The following is an 18,083-nucleotide window of genomic DNA, read 5'->3' as shown; positions in this document are numbered from 1 at the left end:
AAAAAAATGGGAAAGAAAAAGGTCTTAATAGTAGGTTCTTCTTTAAAAGATAAAGGAGGAATTGTAACTGTAATCAATAATCTGCTAAATTCAAAACTTAACAATTATTATGAACTCCAACATTTAGCGACTTACATCAATTCCAATAGAATTAATCAAGTGATTTTTTATTTAAAATCATTAATAAAATTTTTAGCAAATGTCTTATTTAATAAACCCGATTTAATTTATGTGCATGTATCATACAAAGGTAGTTTTTATCGAAAAGCTTTGATTATTCTTATTGCAAATCTTTTTAGAGTTCCTGTTTTTATGCATGTGCACGGGTCGAAATTTGAAGTTTTTTACAATGAGTTAAATTATTTTCAAAGGAAATTTTCTACTTATATTTTAAAAATTTGTGAAAAAGTTATTGTGTTATCAGATTACTGGAAAAAATTCTTTTCAAATATTGTTCCAAAAGAAAAAATAGAAATAATATATAATGGGGTTAATTTTATTGATTATAAATATAATAAATGTAACGATGACCCTATCTGCTTATTTTTAGGTAGGTTAGGAGAGAGAAAAGGAACATATGATTTAATTAAAGCTATATCAATTTTAAAAACTAAAGGTGTTTACTCAAACTTTATATTGGCAGGAGATGGAGAGGTAGAGCAGGTAAAAAAGTATGCTGATACTTTAGGTGTGAAAAATAATACGGAATTTCTTGGTTGGATAGGGAAAGAAAAAAAGATAGAGTTACTTTCTAAAGCTGACATACTGGTATTACCCTCATATAATGAGGGGTTACCCATGGCAATTTTAGAAGCAATGAATTATGGGTTATCAATAGTAAGTACTTATGTGGGAGGAATTCCCGAGGTAGTAACTGTACCTGAAAACGGCTACTTAGTACACCCGGGTGAAGTGGAGTCTTTAGCCAATTGTTTAGAAAAATTAATAAAGGATCATTCATTAAGAAAGAAGATTGGGATAGAAAACATTAAAAAAGTTAAAGAAAAATATAATTTAGAAAATGAAGTAAGCAGTTTAATTAAACTAATTGAGGAAACATTATCCAGAAAATAAACAGAGAGGTTTAATTATGAATATATTAATCATAAACGCTCACTCTTCAAAGAATAAAGGAGATGCTGGAATAGTTTTATCTATGATTGATTCTTTAAAAAAAGAATTTCCAGATTGTAAAATAAAAATAAAAAGTAGATTTCCGGAGTTAGATGCTAATATTTATGGAGAAGAAGTGCTTAAAACTTCTTTCTACACAAAAAAATCTTTCTATAAAATACTATATACCTTAAAATTATTATTTTATTTAAATATAAAAAATTACCATAGAGATAATGATTATAAATGGGCTGATGTAGTATTAAGTTGTGGCGGTGGATATCTTTTATGCCATAGATTTAGCTACGCTCTTTTACAACATCTTTTTCAAATAAAGTTAGCTATCGATTATAACAAACCAGTAATAATATATGCACAATCTATTGGTCCGTTTTATAATAATTTAATGCAGAAACTGACAAAGAAGGTATTAAATAAAGTAACAAAAATTTTTGTAAGAGAAGATATCTCGTTGAAATGGTTAGAAAAAATAGGTGTTTCCAACAAATCTGTAGCTATTGTTCCAGATTCAGCGTTTAGTATGGACATGAAAAAAAGCGATTTTGTAGATAATACTTTAGCTAATCTAAATGTTAAAAGTATAGGCCCACTTATTGGTGTTACCGTTAGAGATTGGGATTTTCCAGAAGTAACAAACAAGAAAGAGCACAGGAAAAATTATATATGCAGTATTGTAGAAACCATAAAGTACCTTGAAGAACAATATAATGCAAGTATATTATTGATTCCACAAGTTCTAGGACCAAATAGTTTTAATGATGATAGAATAATAAGTAATGAAATAAAGATGCTCTGTGGTTCAAAAAACCTTATTCTTTTAGACTATGACTTTCATCCTAGAGAGATAAAATATTTGTATTCTAAAATGGATTTATTTATAGGAACTAGGATGCATTCAAATATTTTCTCTTTATCAAATAAAATCCCAACAGTCGCAATTAACTATGAACATAAAACAAAAGGTATTATGAAAATGTTGGAGTTATATGAGTATGTAATTGATATAAATGAAATAACACCTGATTCTTTAATAGAAAAGGTTGATTTGTGTATTAAAAATAAAACTTCAATTATAAATAAACTAAATCTAATAATACCTAAAATAATAATTAAAGCACAAGAACCATCCAAATATATAAATAACTTGTATTAAGTGAGATGAAACAGATGGTAGATATATGTTTTATCAGTTCTACAGGTGGACATTTAGCTCAATTAAAAGTATTAATGAAGGATTTTAAAAATGAACAAATTGCACTAATAACTGAGAAAAACGAAACTACAAAATTCAGAAATCAAAATTATAAAATATTCTATTTAAAACAGCAGGAAAGGAGTAATATGTTCTTTCCTATAATATTTCTTGTAAATGTTATATTGTCTTTTTTCTATTTATTAAAACTACGTCCACGTTTTATTATTTCAACAGGTGCAGGAGCAGTAATTCCTTTTTGTATTTTAGGTAAATTATTAGGAAGTAAACTTATATATATTGAGAGTTTCGCAAAAATTTCCTCTCCAACATTAACTGGGAAAATATTGTATTACTTTGCAGATAAGTTTTATGTTCAGTGGGAGGAGCTTTTAAACTATTATCATAAAAAAGCAGAGTTTAAGGGGAGACTATATTGATTTTTGTAACAGTAGGTACTCAACGATTTCAATTTAATCGTTTATTTAAAGAGTTAGATCGACTTGTTGAAAATAATTATATTAAGGACAAAATAATAGCGCAGATAGGATATAGTGATTATATACCACAAAATTTCCAATCATATAAAATGATTAGTCAAGAAAAAATAAGTCGTTTAATGCAGAAATGTGACTTGTTAATAACTCATGGAGGAACTAGTAGTATAATACAAGGCCTCAAACTAGACAAGCCAGTAGTAACAGTTCCAAGATTAAAAGAATTCAACGAACATATTGATGATCATCAAATTGAAATTTGTAAAGTATTTGAGTCAAAAAATTATATTACTGTGTCATGGGAAATAGAACATTTGTTCGATAAAATTAATGAATCAAAAAACTTTAAAAAGGAACAGTACTTTTCTGAACCTACTTTATTGATTAATGATATTAAAAAGTTTATCAACCAGGAGAAGTAGATGAAGAATAGTTATAATAAACTAATAAACAACTCAATAATATTCGCTATTGGTAATCTTGGTAATAAATTAATCGTTTTTTTTCTTGTGCCAATATATACTTATTATCTTTCAAAAAACGATTTTGGCTTAGTAGATTTATTGACGTCAACATTGAATTTTATTTTACCAATTTTTTCTCTAAGTATATTTGATTCTGTATTAAGATTTTGTATGGATAGAAACTATGACAAAGAAGAGGTATTAACAAATTCACTGGTAGTAATATGTTGTGGCTTTTTGTGTTCTTTTATAATTTACCCGGTTTTCTCAATGGTTCTTCCTTTTGATGGTTTAATGGGTTATTTTTATATTATTTTATTACTTCAATTATTTTATACAACATTTAACCAGTTTATTAGAGCAATTGGTTTGGTGAAGCTATATTCTTTCGTCGGTATTTTAAATTCAATTATACTATTAATCTCTAATTTAATCTTCTTAGTAAATTTAAGTCTTGGTATTAAAGGATATCTTTTATCATTTATAGTTTCAAATGTGTTATGTATAACTGTGATATTTATATGTGCAAAGATTTCAAAATATATTTCATTAAGTAAAATGAATTTAAAACTAACAAAGGAACTTTTATTGTACAGTACCCCTCTGATACCAAATGCGTTAATGTGGTGGATAATGGGATTATCAGATAGATATATTGTTACATTTTATTTGGGACTAAGTGCAAATGGACTTTATGCAGTAGCTAATAAAATTCCAAGTATACTTAATGTATTAAATTCAATTTTTTTCCAAGCGTGGCAAATGTCTGCAATAGAAGAAGCTAACTCTAAAGAGCGTTCAAAATTTTATTCAAATGTTTTTAAATACTACTCAATATTTTTAATCATATCTACTTCTTTATTATTGGTGTTTTTAAAATTGTTATTAAAATTATTAGTAGCCAGCAATTTTTATACCTCTTGGAAGTATATCCCATTGCTATTAATAGGCGTAGTGTTTTCATGTTATTCCAGCTTTCTGGGAACTAATTACATAGCTTCCAAAAAAACAAGAGGGGTATTTAAAACATCTATATTGGGTGCAACTGTAAATATTATTTGTAACTTCATTTTTATACCGTGGATAGGAATAAATGGAGCTTCATTATCTACTATGCTAAGCTTCTTTATTATTTGGGTTGTCAGGATTATAGACACAAGACAATTTGTTGATATTAAATTAAATTATAGAAAAATGATTTCTTCTTTTGTAATTTTAGCTTGCCAAATTACAGTACTCTATTTGGGTATACCCTTTGAAATATTTCTTGAGCTATTGTTATTTGCAATGCTGATTATATTAAATAAAAATGAAGTTTTAGTTATAGTAAGTAAACTTTTACTGAAATTAAATAAAAAATGAGAAAAGATATTTAATAAAAAAAGGAGAAGCAAAATGCAGTTTATTACAAACTCCAATTACGTTCGATATGATAGGCTATTAGTATTGTATTTATTAATTTTATTAATGCCTCATGTTTTGTTATATTTATTAATAGCCAATTTAAGTAATGTATTAATACCTTTTTCTTTTCTCGTTATCTATTCCTTATTTATATCCTATTTATTTATAAATTATAATGCTCCAATTTATTTGTTTTATCATTTAGTTTTCTTAATTGCTTTTCAAAATATATTAGCAGGTATTGGAATGAGCATTTTTAATGTACAAACGAGTGGATATAATATTAAGCTTCTTATGATATATAAAGAAATTTATGCAGTAATAATTTTGGGCCTTTTATTTTTAAAATATAAAATCAAACTTTATAAATATGAAAAAATAATTTTCCCACTTTTGTTGTGGGTAATTGTGAGCTACTTTTTTTCAGATATTAATGTTGAAAATAAATTATATTATTCCAGACAGTTCTTAATTTTATTTGTTTCTTATTTTTTAGGGCGTTATTTGTATTTGGCGATAAAAGGTAATGACTATAAAATAAAAAGTTTCATAAGGTTAGTTCTCCTAATGGGATTCTTTGCAGTTGCTGTTGGTTTTTTTTTCTTGATACTAAATAATGATTTATATATTTGGAAAGATTGGTTTAATATAGGTTTCATTATGGAGGCAAAAGGCACAGCTTATACTGATTATCCTGATTTTCGAACTTCCCTAGGACCTTACTATTTATACCGCATGTTTTCATTTTTCTTTGACGCAATAAATTTAAGTTATTTTATATTGGTTTCTATTTGCTGTTCGTTTTTGTTTAAGTCGAAATATATAATATTTATAAGATTATTTCTATTTGTGGGTTTAATATTAACATTTGGTAAGGGAGCTTTAGGCATTCTTATTTTGGTAAGCATTTGGTTAATATTCTTATTCAAGTTCAAACTAAATCCTAAACTATTTTTATTTATTTATCTTTCGTTTATTTTTTTGGCATTTCTATTTATTGAGGGCTCAAGTTTTCGTTCAAGTATTGGTGTTCATATTGCAGGTTTTATTTCTCCTTTAATAAATTCAATACACTTCCCACTAGGCAACGGAATAGGTTCAGGGGGAGTTTATTATGCTATGTCACATAATATTAGAGCTTGGAACTTAACAGATATGGGAGCAGAGAGTCTAATAGGATCACTAATATATCAACTTGGTTATCCTGGTTTATTATTATATTTTATTTTTTTTATAGGGTTTATAAAGAAACTATTAAACAAAGCATATCAAGGTAACAAAATAAACTTCAATTATATTTTATTTTCGGGTATTATTTTTTCTGTGTTTTTAATTTCCTTTTTTCAAGAAGCTACTTTAGGGTTAAATTATACAGGCATTTTAATCATAATTTCGTCGTTTATGCTAGAAAAAACACATCTAGAGTGAAGGTTCCGATTTTTAAGGGGTACTTATAAAACTAAGCAATTATAATATTGGTGTGCTAATATGAATAGAGGAGAAATGTTGAAAAAGAAAATAGGTAGAAAATTCATTTTCCTATTTTTGATTTTAATCTTTATGCTTGTTGTTGCTATTCTATTTATTAGAATACAGGTTAATAAACAAGAAAACGGTAAAACTTTACCTCTTCGTGACTTAGCTAAGAAAAATAATATGTTATTGGGTGCTTCTGTTAGTTCAGTGCCTTTTTATAAGGATAATCTTTACAGAAAAATGATAAAGAAGGAGTTTAATATTATAACTATAGAAAATGATTTGAAATTTTCCAGTGTACATCCGAGTGAAAATCAGTTTAATTTTAACCGTTCAGATAAAATAATACAATTTGCTAAAAAAAATGATATAAAGGTAAGAGGACATACTCTTGTATGGGATAAACATTTACCTAATTGGGTCACCAAAAATAATTACTCTAATGAAGAATTAAAGTTAATATTAAGAGACCATATAAAAAAAGTGGTAGGTCATTATAGAGGTAAAATTTATGCTTGGGATGTTGTAAATGAAGCATTTAATGAGGATGGTTCATTAAAAAATAATTTTTGGTTAAGGCATATTGGCCCTGAATATATAGAATTTGCATATAAGTGGGCTCATGAAGCCGATCCAAATGCCCTTCTTTTTTACAATGACTATAATTATGCAGGTATTAATATAAAATCGACAAAAATTTATAATGAAGTAAAAAGGTTAAAAGAAAAGGGTGTTCCAATCGATGGAATTGGATTTCAATTTCATAAAACCACAGAAGATAAAATCAATTTTAGAAGTATTTCAGAAAACATAAAGAGATTTTCGGAGTCTGGTTTTAGAGTGGAATTTACTGAAGTTGACGTAAAGATACAAAATATAAATAATAATACACTTAATAATAAAATAGCGCTTAGAAAACAAGCGAAAATATATTCTAATACATTAAATGTCTGCTTATCAAATGAAAGTTGTAATGCATTTGTAATGTGGGGGGTTGTTGATAAGTATTCTTGGTTACCAGAAGATAATAAACCCTTAATATTAAATAAAAATTATCAACCAAAGCCTGCATATTTTTCTATTTATAAAACCTTGGAAAAAAATTAATAAACTTTAAATGAACTAAATTTTGCTACTTTGTTTTCTGCTGAAAAAGTAGAAATCATTCAATTTGATGCTTGGTTGATGTAAAAACTTAAGTTCATTTTATTTATATAATAAAAGTTATTTATAAATTTTAAGGAAAATTATACTATAATCTATATAAACTAAGGGGTTGATTTATTTGTTGCATATTACTGTAGCCGGGACAGGCTATGTTGGGCTAGTAACAGGTGTCTGTTTAGCAGAAGTTGGCCATCAAGTTACTTGTGTGGATAACAACCAAGAGAAAATTAATTTATTGCGTGAAGGAATTTCTCCGATTTACGAACCGGATCTCGATGAATTAATTGTGAAAAATGTAGAAAAGGGTAATCTCTCTTTCACAACAGATTCTAAAAATGCCTATGCTCACTCAGATGTCATTTTTATTGGTGTCGGTACCCCTGAAAATGAGGATGGTTCTGCAAACTTAAACTTTGTCTACACTGTTGCAAAAGAAATTGCTGAATCAGTAGAACAGGACTGTCTAGTAGTTGTAAAATCAACGGTACCGATTGGGACAAATGATAAAGTTGAAGCTTATATGAAAGATCATTTAAAACAAAATGTAAAAATCGAAGTTGCGTCAAATCCTGAATTTTTGGCACAGGGTACTGCTGTTCGTGATACGCTCCATGCTTCCCGCATTGTAATTGGAACGGAAAGCGAAACGGCAAAACAAATTTTAATGGACGTTTATGAGCCTTTTAAACAACCGATCCTTCACATGAATCGCCGTAGCGCAGAAATGGTAAAGTATGCTTCAAATGATTTTCTAGCCTTAAAGATCTCCTTTGTCAATGACATTGCAAATCTTTGTGAAAGAGTCGGTGCCAATATCGAAGAGGTTACTAACGGTATGAGTTATGACGAACGAATTGGAAATCGGTTCTTAAATCCTGGAATTGGCTATGGAGGTTCCTGCTTCCCGAAAGATACGAAAGCATTGCATTGGCTGTCTGAGGAACAAGGATATATTTTAAGAACGGTGAAAGCTGCAATTGATGTAAATGAAAAGCAAAAATATACCCTTATTAAAAAAGCCCGCAACGACTTCCCGACATTTAAAGGGCTGAAAGTTGCAGTTTTAGGGTTAACCTTTAAACCAGGAACTGATGATTTACGTGAAGCACCGTCTATTCCAAATGTTCGGATGTTGCTGAATGAAGGAGCTGAAATTCAGGCATACGATCCTGTCGGGGTAGAGAACTATAAAAAACTATTCCCGGATCAAATTACTTATAAATCATCAATTGAAGATGCACTTGAGGACGCAGATCTTTGTTTCGTATTTACAGAGTGGCAGGAAATTAAGGAAATGGATCTGACTTTGTTTAAGAAAAAAATGAAAACCCCGTTTATTTACGATGGCCGTAACTGTTTCGATCTGAATGAAGTGAAAGGCAAAGGAATGAACTATTATTCAGTAGGCCGTCCAAGTATAATGGAATACTATGTTATGGATGAAGTACACGCTTAAAATCATATGATTTTGAAACGGAGAGGACTCAAACTTTTTGAGCTCTCCGTTTTTTTAAAATTTTTTTATTAGGGGTTTGCTTAATAAAGAATAAATTCAGATTTGGCAAGGATTTTGGCCATTTTTGTCGAACAAAAAGAATATAAAGTGTAAGGATTTTATTGAAAATACTTTAAATGCCCTACACCTGGAGGCCAATTCAATGTACTAAAAAACCGAACATCATGGTTTGGAGCTAGTCATTACCGAATTTTTTCATGTTTTGTCGAAATTTTAGACGAAAAGTTGAAATAAATTGGGTTAAACACATTTTTGAGTTGAATTCCTACGTTCCAACTGAAACTACTTGTGGTCTATAAGTCAAACGAGGAGTTGCTGTGTAACCTGTAAAACATTTTTGCTTTTATTGTAATTTTGTAATTGTAGGGAAGGATATATAATTAATCATAAGTTCTTTCTTCATAAAGTATATTTTAAAGAGGAGGCTAAACTATGCCGAGTATATTTGAAACAAGGGAACCCTACATTTCAGAAAATATTAATCTTAGAATTCCTCAAAGAGAGGCTTTTCAAAGTATTAAAGTCTACTATTCCCGAAGTGAGAACGAGAGGGAAACTGCAATAATTTTACCAGTTGGCTGTGGGAAGTCAGGTCTAATTACAATAACACCTTTTGCATTAAAGTCAAAAAGAACATTAGTCATTGCCCCTGGTTTAAATATTGCATCTCAGTTGTTTAAGGATTTTGATCCTTCTCAAGAGGAATTGTTCTATAGTAAATGTCACGTTTTGAATACACCTCCGTATCCTGAGCCAGCCGAAATTCGTGGTAAAACAACAAATCTGTCGGATTTAGAAGAAGCAGAAGTTGTAATTACTAATATTCAACAACTGCAGGGTGTTAATAATCGATGGTTATCATCCCTTCCCGCCGATTTTTTCGATTTAATTCTAGTCGATGAGGCCCACCATAACGTAGCTGAGAGTTGGAACATAATTCGAAGAGCATTCCCAAATGCAAATATTGTAAACTATAGTGCAACCCCTAGGCGAGCAGATGGACAGATTATGTCTGGACAAGTTATTTATACATTCCCTATTTTTAGAGCAATTGAAGAAGGTTATGTAAAACGATTAAAAGCAATAGTTCTTAATCCTAGAACTTTAAAATATGTCCGTAGACAGGACGGACAAGAGATAGAAGTAAGTCTGGATGAAGTTAAAAGACTTGGCGAAACAGATTCAGATTTTAGACGAAGTATTGTGACATCTCAAGAAACACTATTTACGATAGTTGATTCATCAATACGTGCACTCAATCAAATTAGGGAGGAATCTGGTAATTCTAATCACAAGATTATTGCTTCGGCTCTAAATCGTCAACATTGTATACAAGTTATGGAGGCGTACCGAGCAAGAGGGCTAAGAGCCGCCTATGTTCATAGTTTACAGGATGATGCAGATAATGATCGTGTTCTAAGTCAACTAAAAAACCATCAGTTAGATGTAATTGTTCAAGTTAGAAAATTAGGTGAAGGTTTCGACCATCCATATTTAAGTGTCGCGGCGATTTTCAGTGTATTTAATGAGTTATCACCGTTTGTTCAATTTGTGGGTAGGGTTATGCGAACAGTGGATCAAAATTCGCCTGATAGTTTAAATAATCAAGGAACTGTTGTTTTTCATGCTGGTTCAAATATTGCACGCCTTTGGGAAGACTTTCAAGAATTTAGTCAAGCAGATCGTGAATTTTTTGACCAGTTGTTGCCTATGGAGGACTTTGACTTCTCAAAAAGTGATGAGATTATTATAGAACCAACTTCAACTAATACCTCAAGAAACAGGAGAACAAATCAAGTTGAAATCCGTGAACAAGAAGGGGTTTCTATAATAGAAATACCATTGGTTCTTGAAGATGACGAAGTCAAGAAAGCATTGGAATTGTTAAAATCTAAAGGAGTAACACTTGAAGATATTCAAATATCGTATAAGCATCATCCAATACCTACAACAAAACAAAGAGAACGTCAAGCTGCAAGACGAGCGTTAGATGAAACTGTCCGAAATAATGTTAGTTTCATACTAAGACAACAAGGAATGAACCCTCAAGGTCACGATTTGGATCGTAGACGTTTAGGAAGAAGTAACTTTGTAATATTAAAAGCTGCTGTAGATAAAAAAATTAATGATTTTGTTGGAAAAGATTCTGGAAAACGTGATGAATTTTCTAAAAATGAACTAGATACTATTCGAGAAAAACTAAACTATATTATCAACGAAGCACTTCAAGAGGTATTATAATGCCACGGTCTAAAACATTTATAAAATCCATTAAAGTAGATGAAGCACAACGTGCACATTGTTGTCAACATATACCATCACATCGAATTCTTCGAGGTGAGAAACGACTGAAACTTAAGGTAGGTAGGACTTATGAGCATTTCTGTCCAGTATGTGCTCTGAAAATAATTGAAGCAGATATCCAAAGACTACAAAATATCAAAGAACAATTACTTCAACAAAGTTAGGCTAAAATTATAGAGTTTTTTCAGAATTCAGGGTGCCTGTGTACTCCAATCCCGAAAGTAAGACACTATAAATTAGGATGAAGCCAAGGAGGTCTGACATCAGTGCGTTTGTTTCATTCAATCGGTCGGGGATAATTATAGATGAAGGAACTTCTCCAAAATTTGCATCAATAAAGTAGGGATTGCCCTACACCAGGTAAAATTAAAAGTTCCAATTTTAATCCAAACAGCAATCATTTTTAATGTAAAGTGCTATTTTTTTAATGTAGATTGGGAGAGTTTATCTATAAAATAAAGGCGTTAAAAAATAGTAAAGGAGTCATGAATGATGCCGAAAGTGTTGGTAGTAAAAGCACATCCGTTTTCAGAAGAATACTCACGTACAATGAAAGTAACGAATGCTTTCTTGAAGTCTTACCGGGAACATCATCCAGACGATGATATAGAGGAAATGAATTTGTATGATATGACCATACCTGAAATTGACCGAGACCTATTGGAAGCGTGGAGTAAATTAAAACAAAAGATTCCCTTTTACTCATTATCAAATGAACAACAACACAAAGTGACTCTGTTTGACTCCTTTACTGCAAGTTTTATGGAAAAGGATAAAGTAGTCATTGCAAATCCGTTGTGGAATTTAAGCGTACCAACCCGGTTAAAAGCCTGGATTGATACGATTACAGTGGCGGGGAAAACTTTTAAATACACAGACCAGGGATCTGTAGGTTTGTTGGAAGGAAAAAAGGCACTACACATTCAATCAAGCGGAAGCGTCTACAACGGAAGTGATCCTGCTAGTCAATATGTTAAAATGTTATTCACTTTCTTAGGGTTTAAGGATTACCATCAATTATTTGTTGAAGGAATGGACCACTATCCTGAAAGAGCTACAGAAATTATGGAGGAAGCTATCAAAAAGGCAGTTGAAATGGGGAAAACATTTTGACAAGTAAAAATGGGAACTATACAGTAATCGAAAAAGTTTAAGATAGAAGCTTCGGGTAAACAAATTCCTATTACAGCTGAAATAGAGGCGTTGAGGAAGAAAATGAAATACTATGAATGGAAAATCTGGGCGTGGTGGTTTCCTGTCTGAAACCATCATGGCTGTTTGTTTAGTTTCTGTTCCTCAAAGAACAGTCCGTCCGAAAATTTGACGAGTGGAATTCCTTATATATATCCTGGAAGACCCACGATGTAAACCGTACAACTAGTGACCCAACCAAAAAATTCAATTAGTTGCATCACGTTATAATAAATTGGACATATTCAACTTTAGGTTTTAGGTTAGAGTCGGTTTGATGAAATAAAGAAATATACAAAATAAAAAGGTTGCCAGGCAGTTGTTTGCCCCACATCCTTTTTACTTTGTATATTACTAGTTTTAGAAAGTAGAAAGTAAAGCATTTAAATCAATGTTTTTATCTGGTGCTGGTAATTCCGCCAGCCCCTAAATGAAGTAATGTCTTCTGCACTTTTCGCTGCGTAGGCTTCGCAGAGAAAACCAGGTACCTCACTGCCGTCCGCCAATTCCACTTTACCGATGCCGAGCGGGGCGGGAATCGATGCCGTAAACGTACCAAAAGCATCAGCAGGCATTTCCCACAGTTCTACTTCAATTGCGGCGCCTTCATCCGGATTTTTAACGAGACCGGGTTTTGGGGTTTCGAAAGGGAGTTTAAACAACTGGTAGACGGGCGCCGTAAAAGCCTTCTTCACAAACCGGCCCCCCATTGAAACCAGTTCTTTTTCCAGTGGGAATCCCCGCATGTGTAAACCGCAAACCGCAATAGGCGTTTGATTTGTGGCCGCAACAAATGTACTGGCTGCTCCAAAAAGGAGATGATCATTTTCGGATTTTGCAAAAATCGTAATCCCGAAAGGCAGGTGTGTGTCCGCCTCACCGGCCGGTACTGCAATTGCGCACATATCGAGCAAATTGCAGTGGTTCGTGTAAAGGCCCATTTTGCTGTTGGTTTGGACCGGATTGGTTCTGACCTCTTCCCTTGTCCATGTGCCACCGGTTGTCGGCATCACAAGCACAGCATCTCCCAATAGCTGATGCACTGATTTTTTAATCGTCTGGAGCTTGTGAATAGCTCGGAAAACAGAGGCTGCCGTATATTTGGGGTCAGCCCCGGATTTTAAAATTTTTTCTGTTACTGAAAAAGCCGCACCGGGATGACTTTCTATGAATCCACCAAGATCGCTCCAGCGTTCCGCTACGAAAGGTCCGTCATATAAAATGGCGGAAGCCTTGGCGAACTGTCGGATATCGATAGATTCTACCGGAATTTGCAAATCTTTAATCCGTTCAGCGGTTTTTTTCCATTCCGCTTCATATTGCATCGCAAACGGTCCGAAAAACTCCAGAGAATCCGGGATCAAGATTTTAAGCGGCTTGGCCGGAGTACGGAGAGGTATGTCTTCAGACCATGGATCAAGCGGGTCTTCTCCACGGATAATATGATCTACTTGCAAAGCATCTTCTATGGTATGGGTGAAAACCGTCACACAGTCGAGGCTTGCGCATGCTGGCACAACGCCTTTTTTCGGCCAAGCGCCAAGGCTAGATTTGAATCCCACTAACCCGTTCAACGCAGCCGGAACGCGGCCGGAGCCGGCAGTGTCAGTACCAAGTGAAAAAGCAGCATGGCCGCGGGCAACGGCAACAGCCGACCCGGAGCTGGAACCGCCGGAAATCAGTTCCTCCCGTAACGCATTTTTCGTTTCGCCATATGGACTTCTTGTACCGACAAGTCCTGTCGCAAATTGATCCAAATTGGTTTTGCCCAGTGGGATAGCACCGGCTTCGATTAACCGTTTTACGACTGTGGCATGTTCTTCCGGGACATACGTATAATCCGGACATCCAGCAGTTGTTGGCATTCCGGCCACATCTATATTATCTTTAATGGCGAAGGGAATGCCCCACAAGGGAGCGTCCTCCGGATCTAAAGACGCGAGCCGGTCTAGATACGGTCGGATGTGTTCCATGGTTGGCGGGGTAATCCAAATATTCATGCCGCGATCTGCTTCTACACAGTTCAAAATTTCTTTTATGACTGCCTCGGGGGTAGTTTTTTCTTCACGGTATTGTAATCTTAACTTTTCAACGGTTAAAGGAATCATTGAACCGGCACCTCCGCTTCTTTTTCTTCCAAAATGCTGACAATTACCTGTCCTGCATGCACTTCATCGCCAGGTTCTACTTTAACGGAAACAATTGTTCCTGCACATGGGGCGACCTGTGGGAACTCCATTTTCATACTTTCTTCTATTAATAAAGTTTCTCCTTTATCGATCTTTTGCCCGGATTTTACAAGCACCTGCCAAATGCTGCCCGGCATAGTGCAACGGACCGGGACCACTCCTTCAGGAAAAACTTCTTCCGCCAGTTGTCCTGTGTCATGATGTTCTGAGATAAACGCATCTAATCCACGTTCTTTCCACATTTCCATTTCTTTTTTAAAGGCAGCTTGCTGTTTTTGCTGGAAATGTTGGATACTATCCTGATGCTTTGATAAAAACGCCATATACTTCCCAAGATGGAAAGTTGTTTCCTCGATCTTCGGATGGAACCGGCCCCTGAGAAAGTCCTCCCTTAATTGAAGTAGTTCGTCTGCTTCAACAGGGTAAAACCGGATTTGGTCAAAAAAATCAAGTAGCCATGGTTTGCCCGGTTTAAAACTGTCCGTTGTACGCAATTTGTTCCACATCTGCACAGTTCGCCCGACAAATTGGTATCCGCCGGGGCCTTCCATGCCGTAGACACACATATAGGCGCCGCCGATCCCGACTGCATTTTCCGGTGTCCATGTCCGTGCCGGGTTATATTTTGTAGTGACCAGGCGGTGGCGCGGATCTGTCGGTATGGCAACCGGTGCCCCTAAATAAACATCGCCTAGGCCTAGGACGAGGTAATTTGCCCCGAAAACAATCTCTTTTACTTCTTCGATGCGTTGCAAACCATTGATACGGCGGATAAATTCTAAATTGGACGGGCACCACGGCGCATCGGGACGAACATTTTTCTGGTAGCGTTCTGTTGCCAGCTGCGTGGCGGGATCATTCCAGGAAAGCGGCAGATTCACGATTCTTGACGGCACCTCAATCGAGGCAATATCCGGGAGATTCTTATCGATTTCCACTATTCTTTGGGCTGCAGTTTTTACGTTCATTTTGTCCGGATTTATATGTACCTGAAGCGACCGAATACCCGGCGTCAGATCCAGTACCGGAATATCACCTGACTCTTTAATCGCCTGCATCAGCACATGAATTTGAAAACGCAGGGAGAGATCCAGTTCCATTTCCCCGTATTCAACAAGTAAGTTGCTGTCTCCGCAGCAGCGGATGATGAAGGAAAAATCACGGTTTTCGGTTTCCCGGACGAGTACCGGATAATCAGCGGAAAGGTTCGATGTTTTTTCCGGCAATGGAACAGCCTGCAATGTTTGATCCTGCTTTTTCCACAGTGCTTCTGCTTCTTCCAGTGTTAGTAATTGAAAATGAACAATGTCACCAGGGTGGAGCTGGCCAATTTTCCAGAGTTCGGCAGTTGCGGTTGTCACCGGGCAGACAAATCCACCAAGACTCGGCCCGTCAGGCCCAAGGAGAATCGGCATATCCCCGGTTAAATCCAGTGCTCCGACAGCATATGGTGTATCGTGAATATTGGAAGGATGCAGCCCTGCTTCACCACCGTCTTCCCGGGACCACTTTGGAGCTGGACCGATCAGGCGGACGCCTGTACGGGAGCTGTTGAAGTGGACTTCCCACGGGGTTTCCACAAGTTGTTCCAAGTATTCCTGTGCTAAAAATTCTTCCGTACAATGCGGACCCGGAATCACGCCGATTATCCATTCATTCGTCATTTCCGGCAGGCGGGCGCTGATCCAATGTTCTTTAAGACGATTATCGGTTTCCCGGATACCCAACACATCTCCAGGCCGGAGCGCTCTACCGCCGTGCCCGCCAAATCCGCCTAATGTAAAGGTGGAAGAGCTCCCAAGAACTTCCGGCATCTCCAGCCCGCCGGCAATGAGCAAATACGTCCGCATGCCTTTTTGTGCTTCGCCAAACTTGAGGACCCGGCCTTTTTCTGCAAGCACCGGTTCATACATTGGAACAGGAACGCCATCCAAAGTTGCCTGCATATCGGCTCCGGTTAAACAAAACCAAGTATCATGGCGGAAAACATATGAACCGCCGCGCAGTGTCATTTCAAGTCCTGCCGCATTTTCTTCATTGCCAAGCAGGTGGTTTCCGATCCGGAAAGAGAGGGGATCCATCGGCCCGCACGGCGGCACACCGACATCCCAATATCCCTTCCGTCCCGGGTAATCCTGTACAGTTGTTTGCACTCCGCCATCCAGGACTTCAATGGCATGCTCTGCAGGATGAAAGGTATTTAACAGTCTTGTGTACACTTCGCCCCTTTGCCATTCCGATTTATTCATTAAAGCATGTAAATACGAAAGGTTGGTGGTAATGCCGTAACATTTGGATGCTTTTAATGCTGTTTTTAATTTTTTGATCGCTTCTTGCCGGTCTTTTCCGTGGACAATGATTTTGGCTAGCATCGGGTCATATAATGTCGTCACTGTTAGACCGTCCCGTAACCATGTTTCCACGCGGGCTTTTTCGGAAAAAACAGCTTTGTCAATCCGGCCGGCGCCCGGACGGAAATCATGGTAGCAATCCTCAGCGTAAATCCTTGCCTGGATACTGTGACCTTTAGGTTTACCGAATAATGTATCCAAATACTTCAGTTCATCTGCCGCTTCTTTGACCATCCACTCGACGAGGTCGATTCCGAGCACTTCTTCTGTTACACCATGTTCTACCTGCAGCCGTGTATTGACTTCAAGGAAAAAGAAAGATAGTGTATCCGGATCATACAAAAATTCAACGGTTCCAGCACTGCGGTAGTTGACGGTTGCAGCAAGTTTTTTAGCTGACACCAGCATCGCTGCCCTCACATGTTGCGGGAGATTCGGCGCTGGACTTTCTTCAATCACTTTTTGGTTGCGACGCTGCAGGGAACAGTCGCGTTCGCCAAGCGCTGTAACTTCACCGAAACGGTTACCAAAAATTTGTACCTCGACATGCCGTGCTTTAGCAATATATTTTTCCAAATACACGCCGTCATTTTTAAAGTTGGAAGATGCAAGATGACGGACGGCTTTAAAACTTTTCCGTAGTGCTGCCTCATCATCACAGATTCGCATGCCAATACCGCCTCCTCCGGCTGTACTTTTCAAAATGACCGGATAGCCGATTTGTGCAGCCTGTTCCACTGCATCCTCCAGCGTTGTAATCAAATCCGTGCCTGGCAAAAGCGGTACACCCGCCTTCCGGGCCATGTTTCTTGCCGTATGTTTTAAAGCGAATACTTCCATTTGTTCCGGTTCCGGACCGATAAAGGTAATGCCATTTTTACGGCAGGCACGGGCAAAATCCGAATTTTCGCTTAAGAAACCATAGCCTGGGTGGATGGCTTCCGCTCCTGTTTCGATAGCGGTTTTGATGATCAAGTCCGCATTCAAATAGCTTTCTGCAGCTGGGCCCTCTCCAATGAGGACCGCTTCATCTGCCTGGTCGACATGCAGGCTGTCCTGGTCGGCTTTTGTATAAACGGCAACAGATTGGATTCCCATTTTGCTTAACGTGCGTTCAATACGGGTGGCAATCGCACCGCGGTTTGCAATCAGTACTTTTTTAAACATGCAGAACCCTCCGTTTGTGTTTTGATTTTTT

The 18,083-nt window shown here is 35.9% G+C and carries 12 protein-coding genes; 10 read left to right on the top strand and 2 right to left on the bottom strand.

Going from position 1 to position 18,083, the window contains the following annotated elements; translation table 11 throughout:
• Positions 1-6: 6 nt before the first annotated feature.
• The 10 genes from BCOA_RS21595 (at position 7) to BCOA_RS21545 (ending at position 12,267) form a co-directional block, all read left to right on the top strand.
• A complete protein-coding gene (locus BCOA_RS21595) occupies positions 7-1,074 on the top strand; it encodes a glycosyltransferase family 4 protein (RefSeq protein ID WP_014096239.1) in 1,068 nt (355 codons plus the stop codon).
• A 16-nt stretch (positions 1,075-1,090) separates the two neighbouring features.
• Entirely contained in the window at positions 1,091-2,287 is a 1,197-nt protein-coding gene (locus BCOA_RS21590) for a polysaccharide pyruvyl transferase family protein (RefSeq protein ID WP_014096238.1), read from the top strand.
• Positions 2,288-2,301: 14 nt separating this feature from the next.
• A complete protein-coding gene (gene pssD / locus BCOA_RS21585; RefSeq protein ID WP_014096237.1) occupies positions 2,302-2,766 on the top strand; it encodes a PssD/Cps14F family polysaccharide biosynthesis glycosyltransferase in 465 nt (154 codons plus the stop codon).
• On the top strand, positions 2,763-3,245 hold the full coding sequence (gene pssE, locus BCOA_RS21580; protein WP_014096236.1) for a PssE/Cps14G family polysaccharide biosynthesis glycosyltransferase: 483 nt from the start codon (positions 2,763-2,765) through the stop codon (positions 3,243-3,245). The genes pssD and pssE overlap by 4 nt, the downstream gene beginning before the upstream one ends.
• Complete coding sequence (locus BCOA_RS21575) at positions 3,246-4,649, top strand: oligosaccharide flippase family protein (protein ID WP_014096235.1); 1,404 nt, start codon at positions 3,246-3,248, stop codon at positions 4,647-4,649.
• 288 nt (positions 4,650-4,937) lie between these two features.
• The gene (locus BCOA_RS21570) at positions 4,938-6,119 is read left to right on the top strand and encodes a hypothetical protein (protein ID WP_187287744.1); all 1,182 of its coding nucleotides are present in this window, start codon (positions 4,938-4,940) and stop codon (positions 6,117-6,119) included.
• Between the two features lie 60 nt (positions 6,120-6,179).
• The gene (locus BCOA_RS21565; RefSeq protein WP_080564909.1) at positions 6,180-7,274 is read left to right on the top strand and encodes an endo-1,4-beta-xylanase; all 1,095 of its coding nucleotides are present in this window, start codon (positions 6,180-6,182) and stop codon (positions 7,272-7,274) included.
• A gap of 178 nt (positions 7,275-7,452) precedes the next feature.
• Positions 7,453-8,790, top strand: a complete 1,338-nt coding sequence (locus BCOA_RS21560; protein WP_014096232.1) for a UDP-glucose dehydrogenase family protein — start codon at positions 7,453-7,455, stop codon at positions 8,788-8,790.
• A 492-nt stretch (positions 8,791-9,282) separates the two neighbouring features.
• Positions 9,283-11,091, top strand: coding sequence for a DEAD/DEAH box helicase (locus tag BCOA_RS21555; protein ID WP_014096231.1), 1,809 nt, complete (start codon positions 9,283-9,285; stop codon positions 11,089-11,091).
• Positions 11,092-11,646: 555 nt separating this feature from the next.
• The gene (locus BCOA_RS21545; RefSeq protein WP_041817928.1) at positions 11,647-12,267 is read left to right on the top strand and encodes an FMN-dependent NADH-azoreductase; all 621 of its coding nucleotides are present in this window, start codon (positions 11,647-11,649) and stop codon (positions 12,265-12,267) included.
• Positions 12,268-12,728: 461 nt separating this feature from the next.
• On the opposite strand, the gene BCOA_RS21540 is transcribed toward BCOA_RS21545, so the two are convergent.
• Complete coding sequence (locus BCOA_RS21540) at positions 12,729-14,453, bottom strand: allophanate hydrolase (protein WP_014096228.1); 1,725 nt, start codon at positions 14,451-14,453, stop codon at positions 12,729-12,731.
• The gene (gene uca / locus BCOA_RS21535) at positions 14,450-18,052 is read right to left on the bottom strand and encodes an urea carboxylase (RefSeq protein WP_014096227.1); all 3,603 of its coding nucleotides are present in this window, start codon (positions 18,050-18,052) and stop codon (positions 14,450-14,452) included. Before uca ends, BCOA_RS21540 begins: the two co-directional genes overlap by 4 nt.
• Positions 18,053-18,083 lie beyond the last annotated feature (31 nt).

The sequence above is a fragment of the Heyndrickxia coagulans 36D1 genome, from assembly GCF_000169195.2.
GTDB lineage: Bacteria > Bacillota > Bacilli > Bacillales > Bacillaceae_C > Weizmannia > Weizmannia faecalis.
Note: the sequence above shows the minus strand (reverse complement) of the source record. Positions and strands in the feature narration are given on the sequence as shown.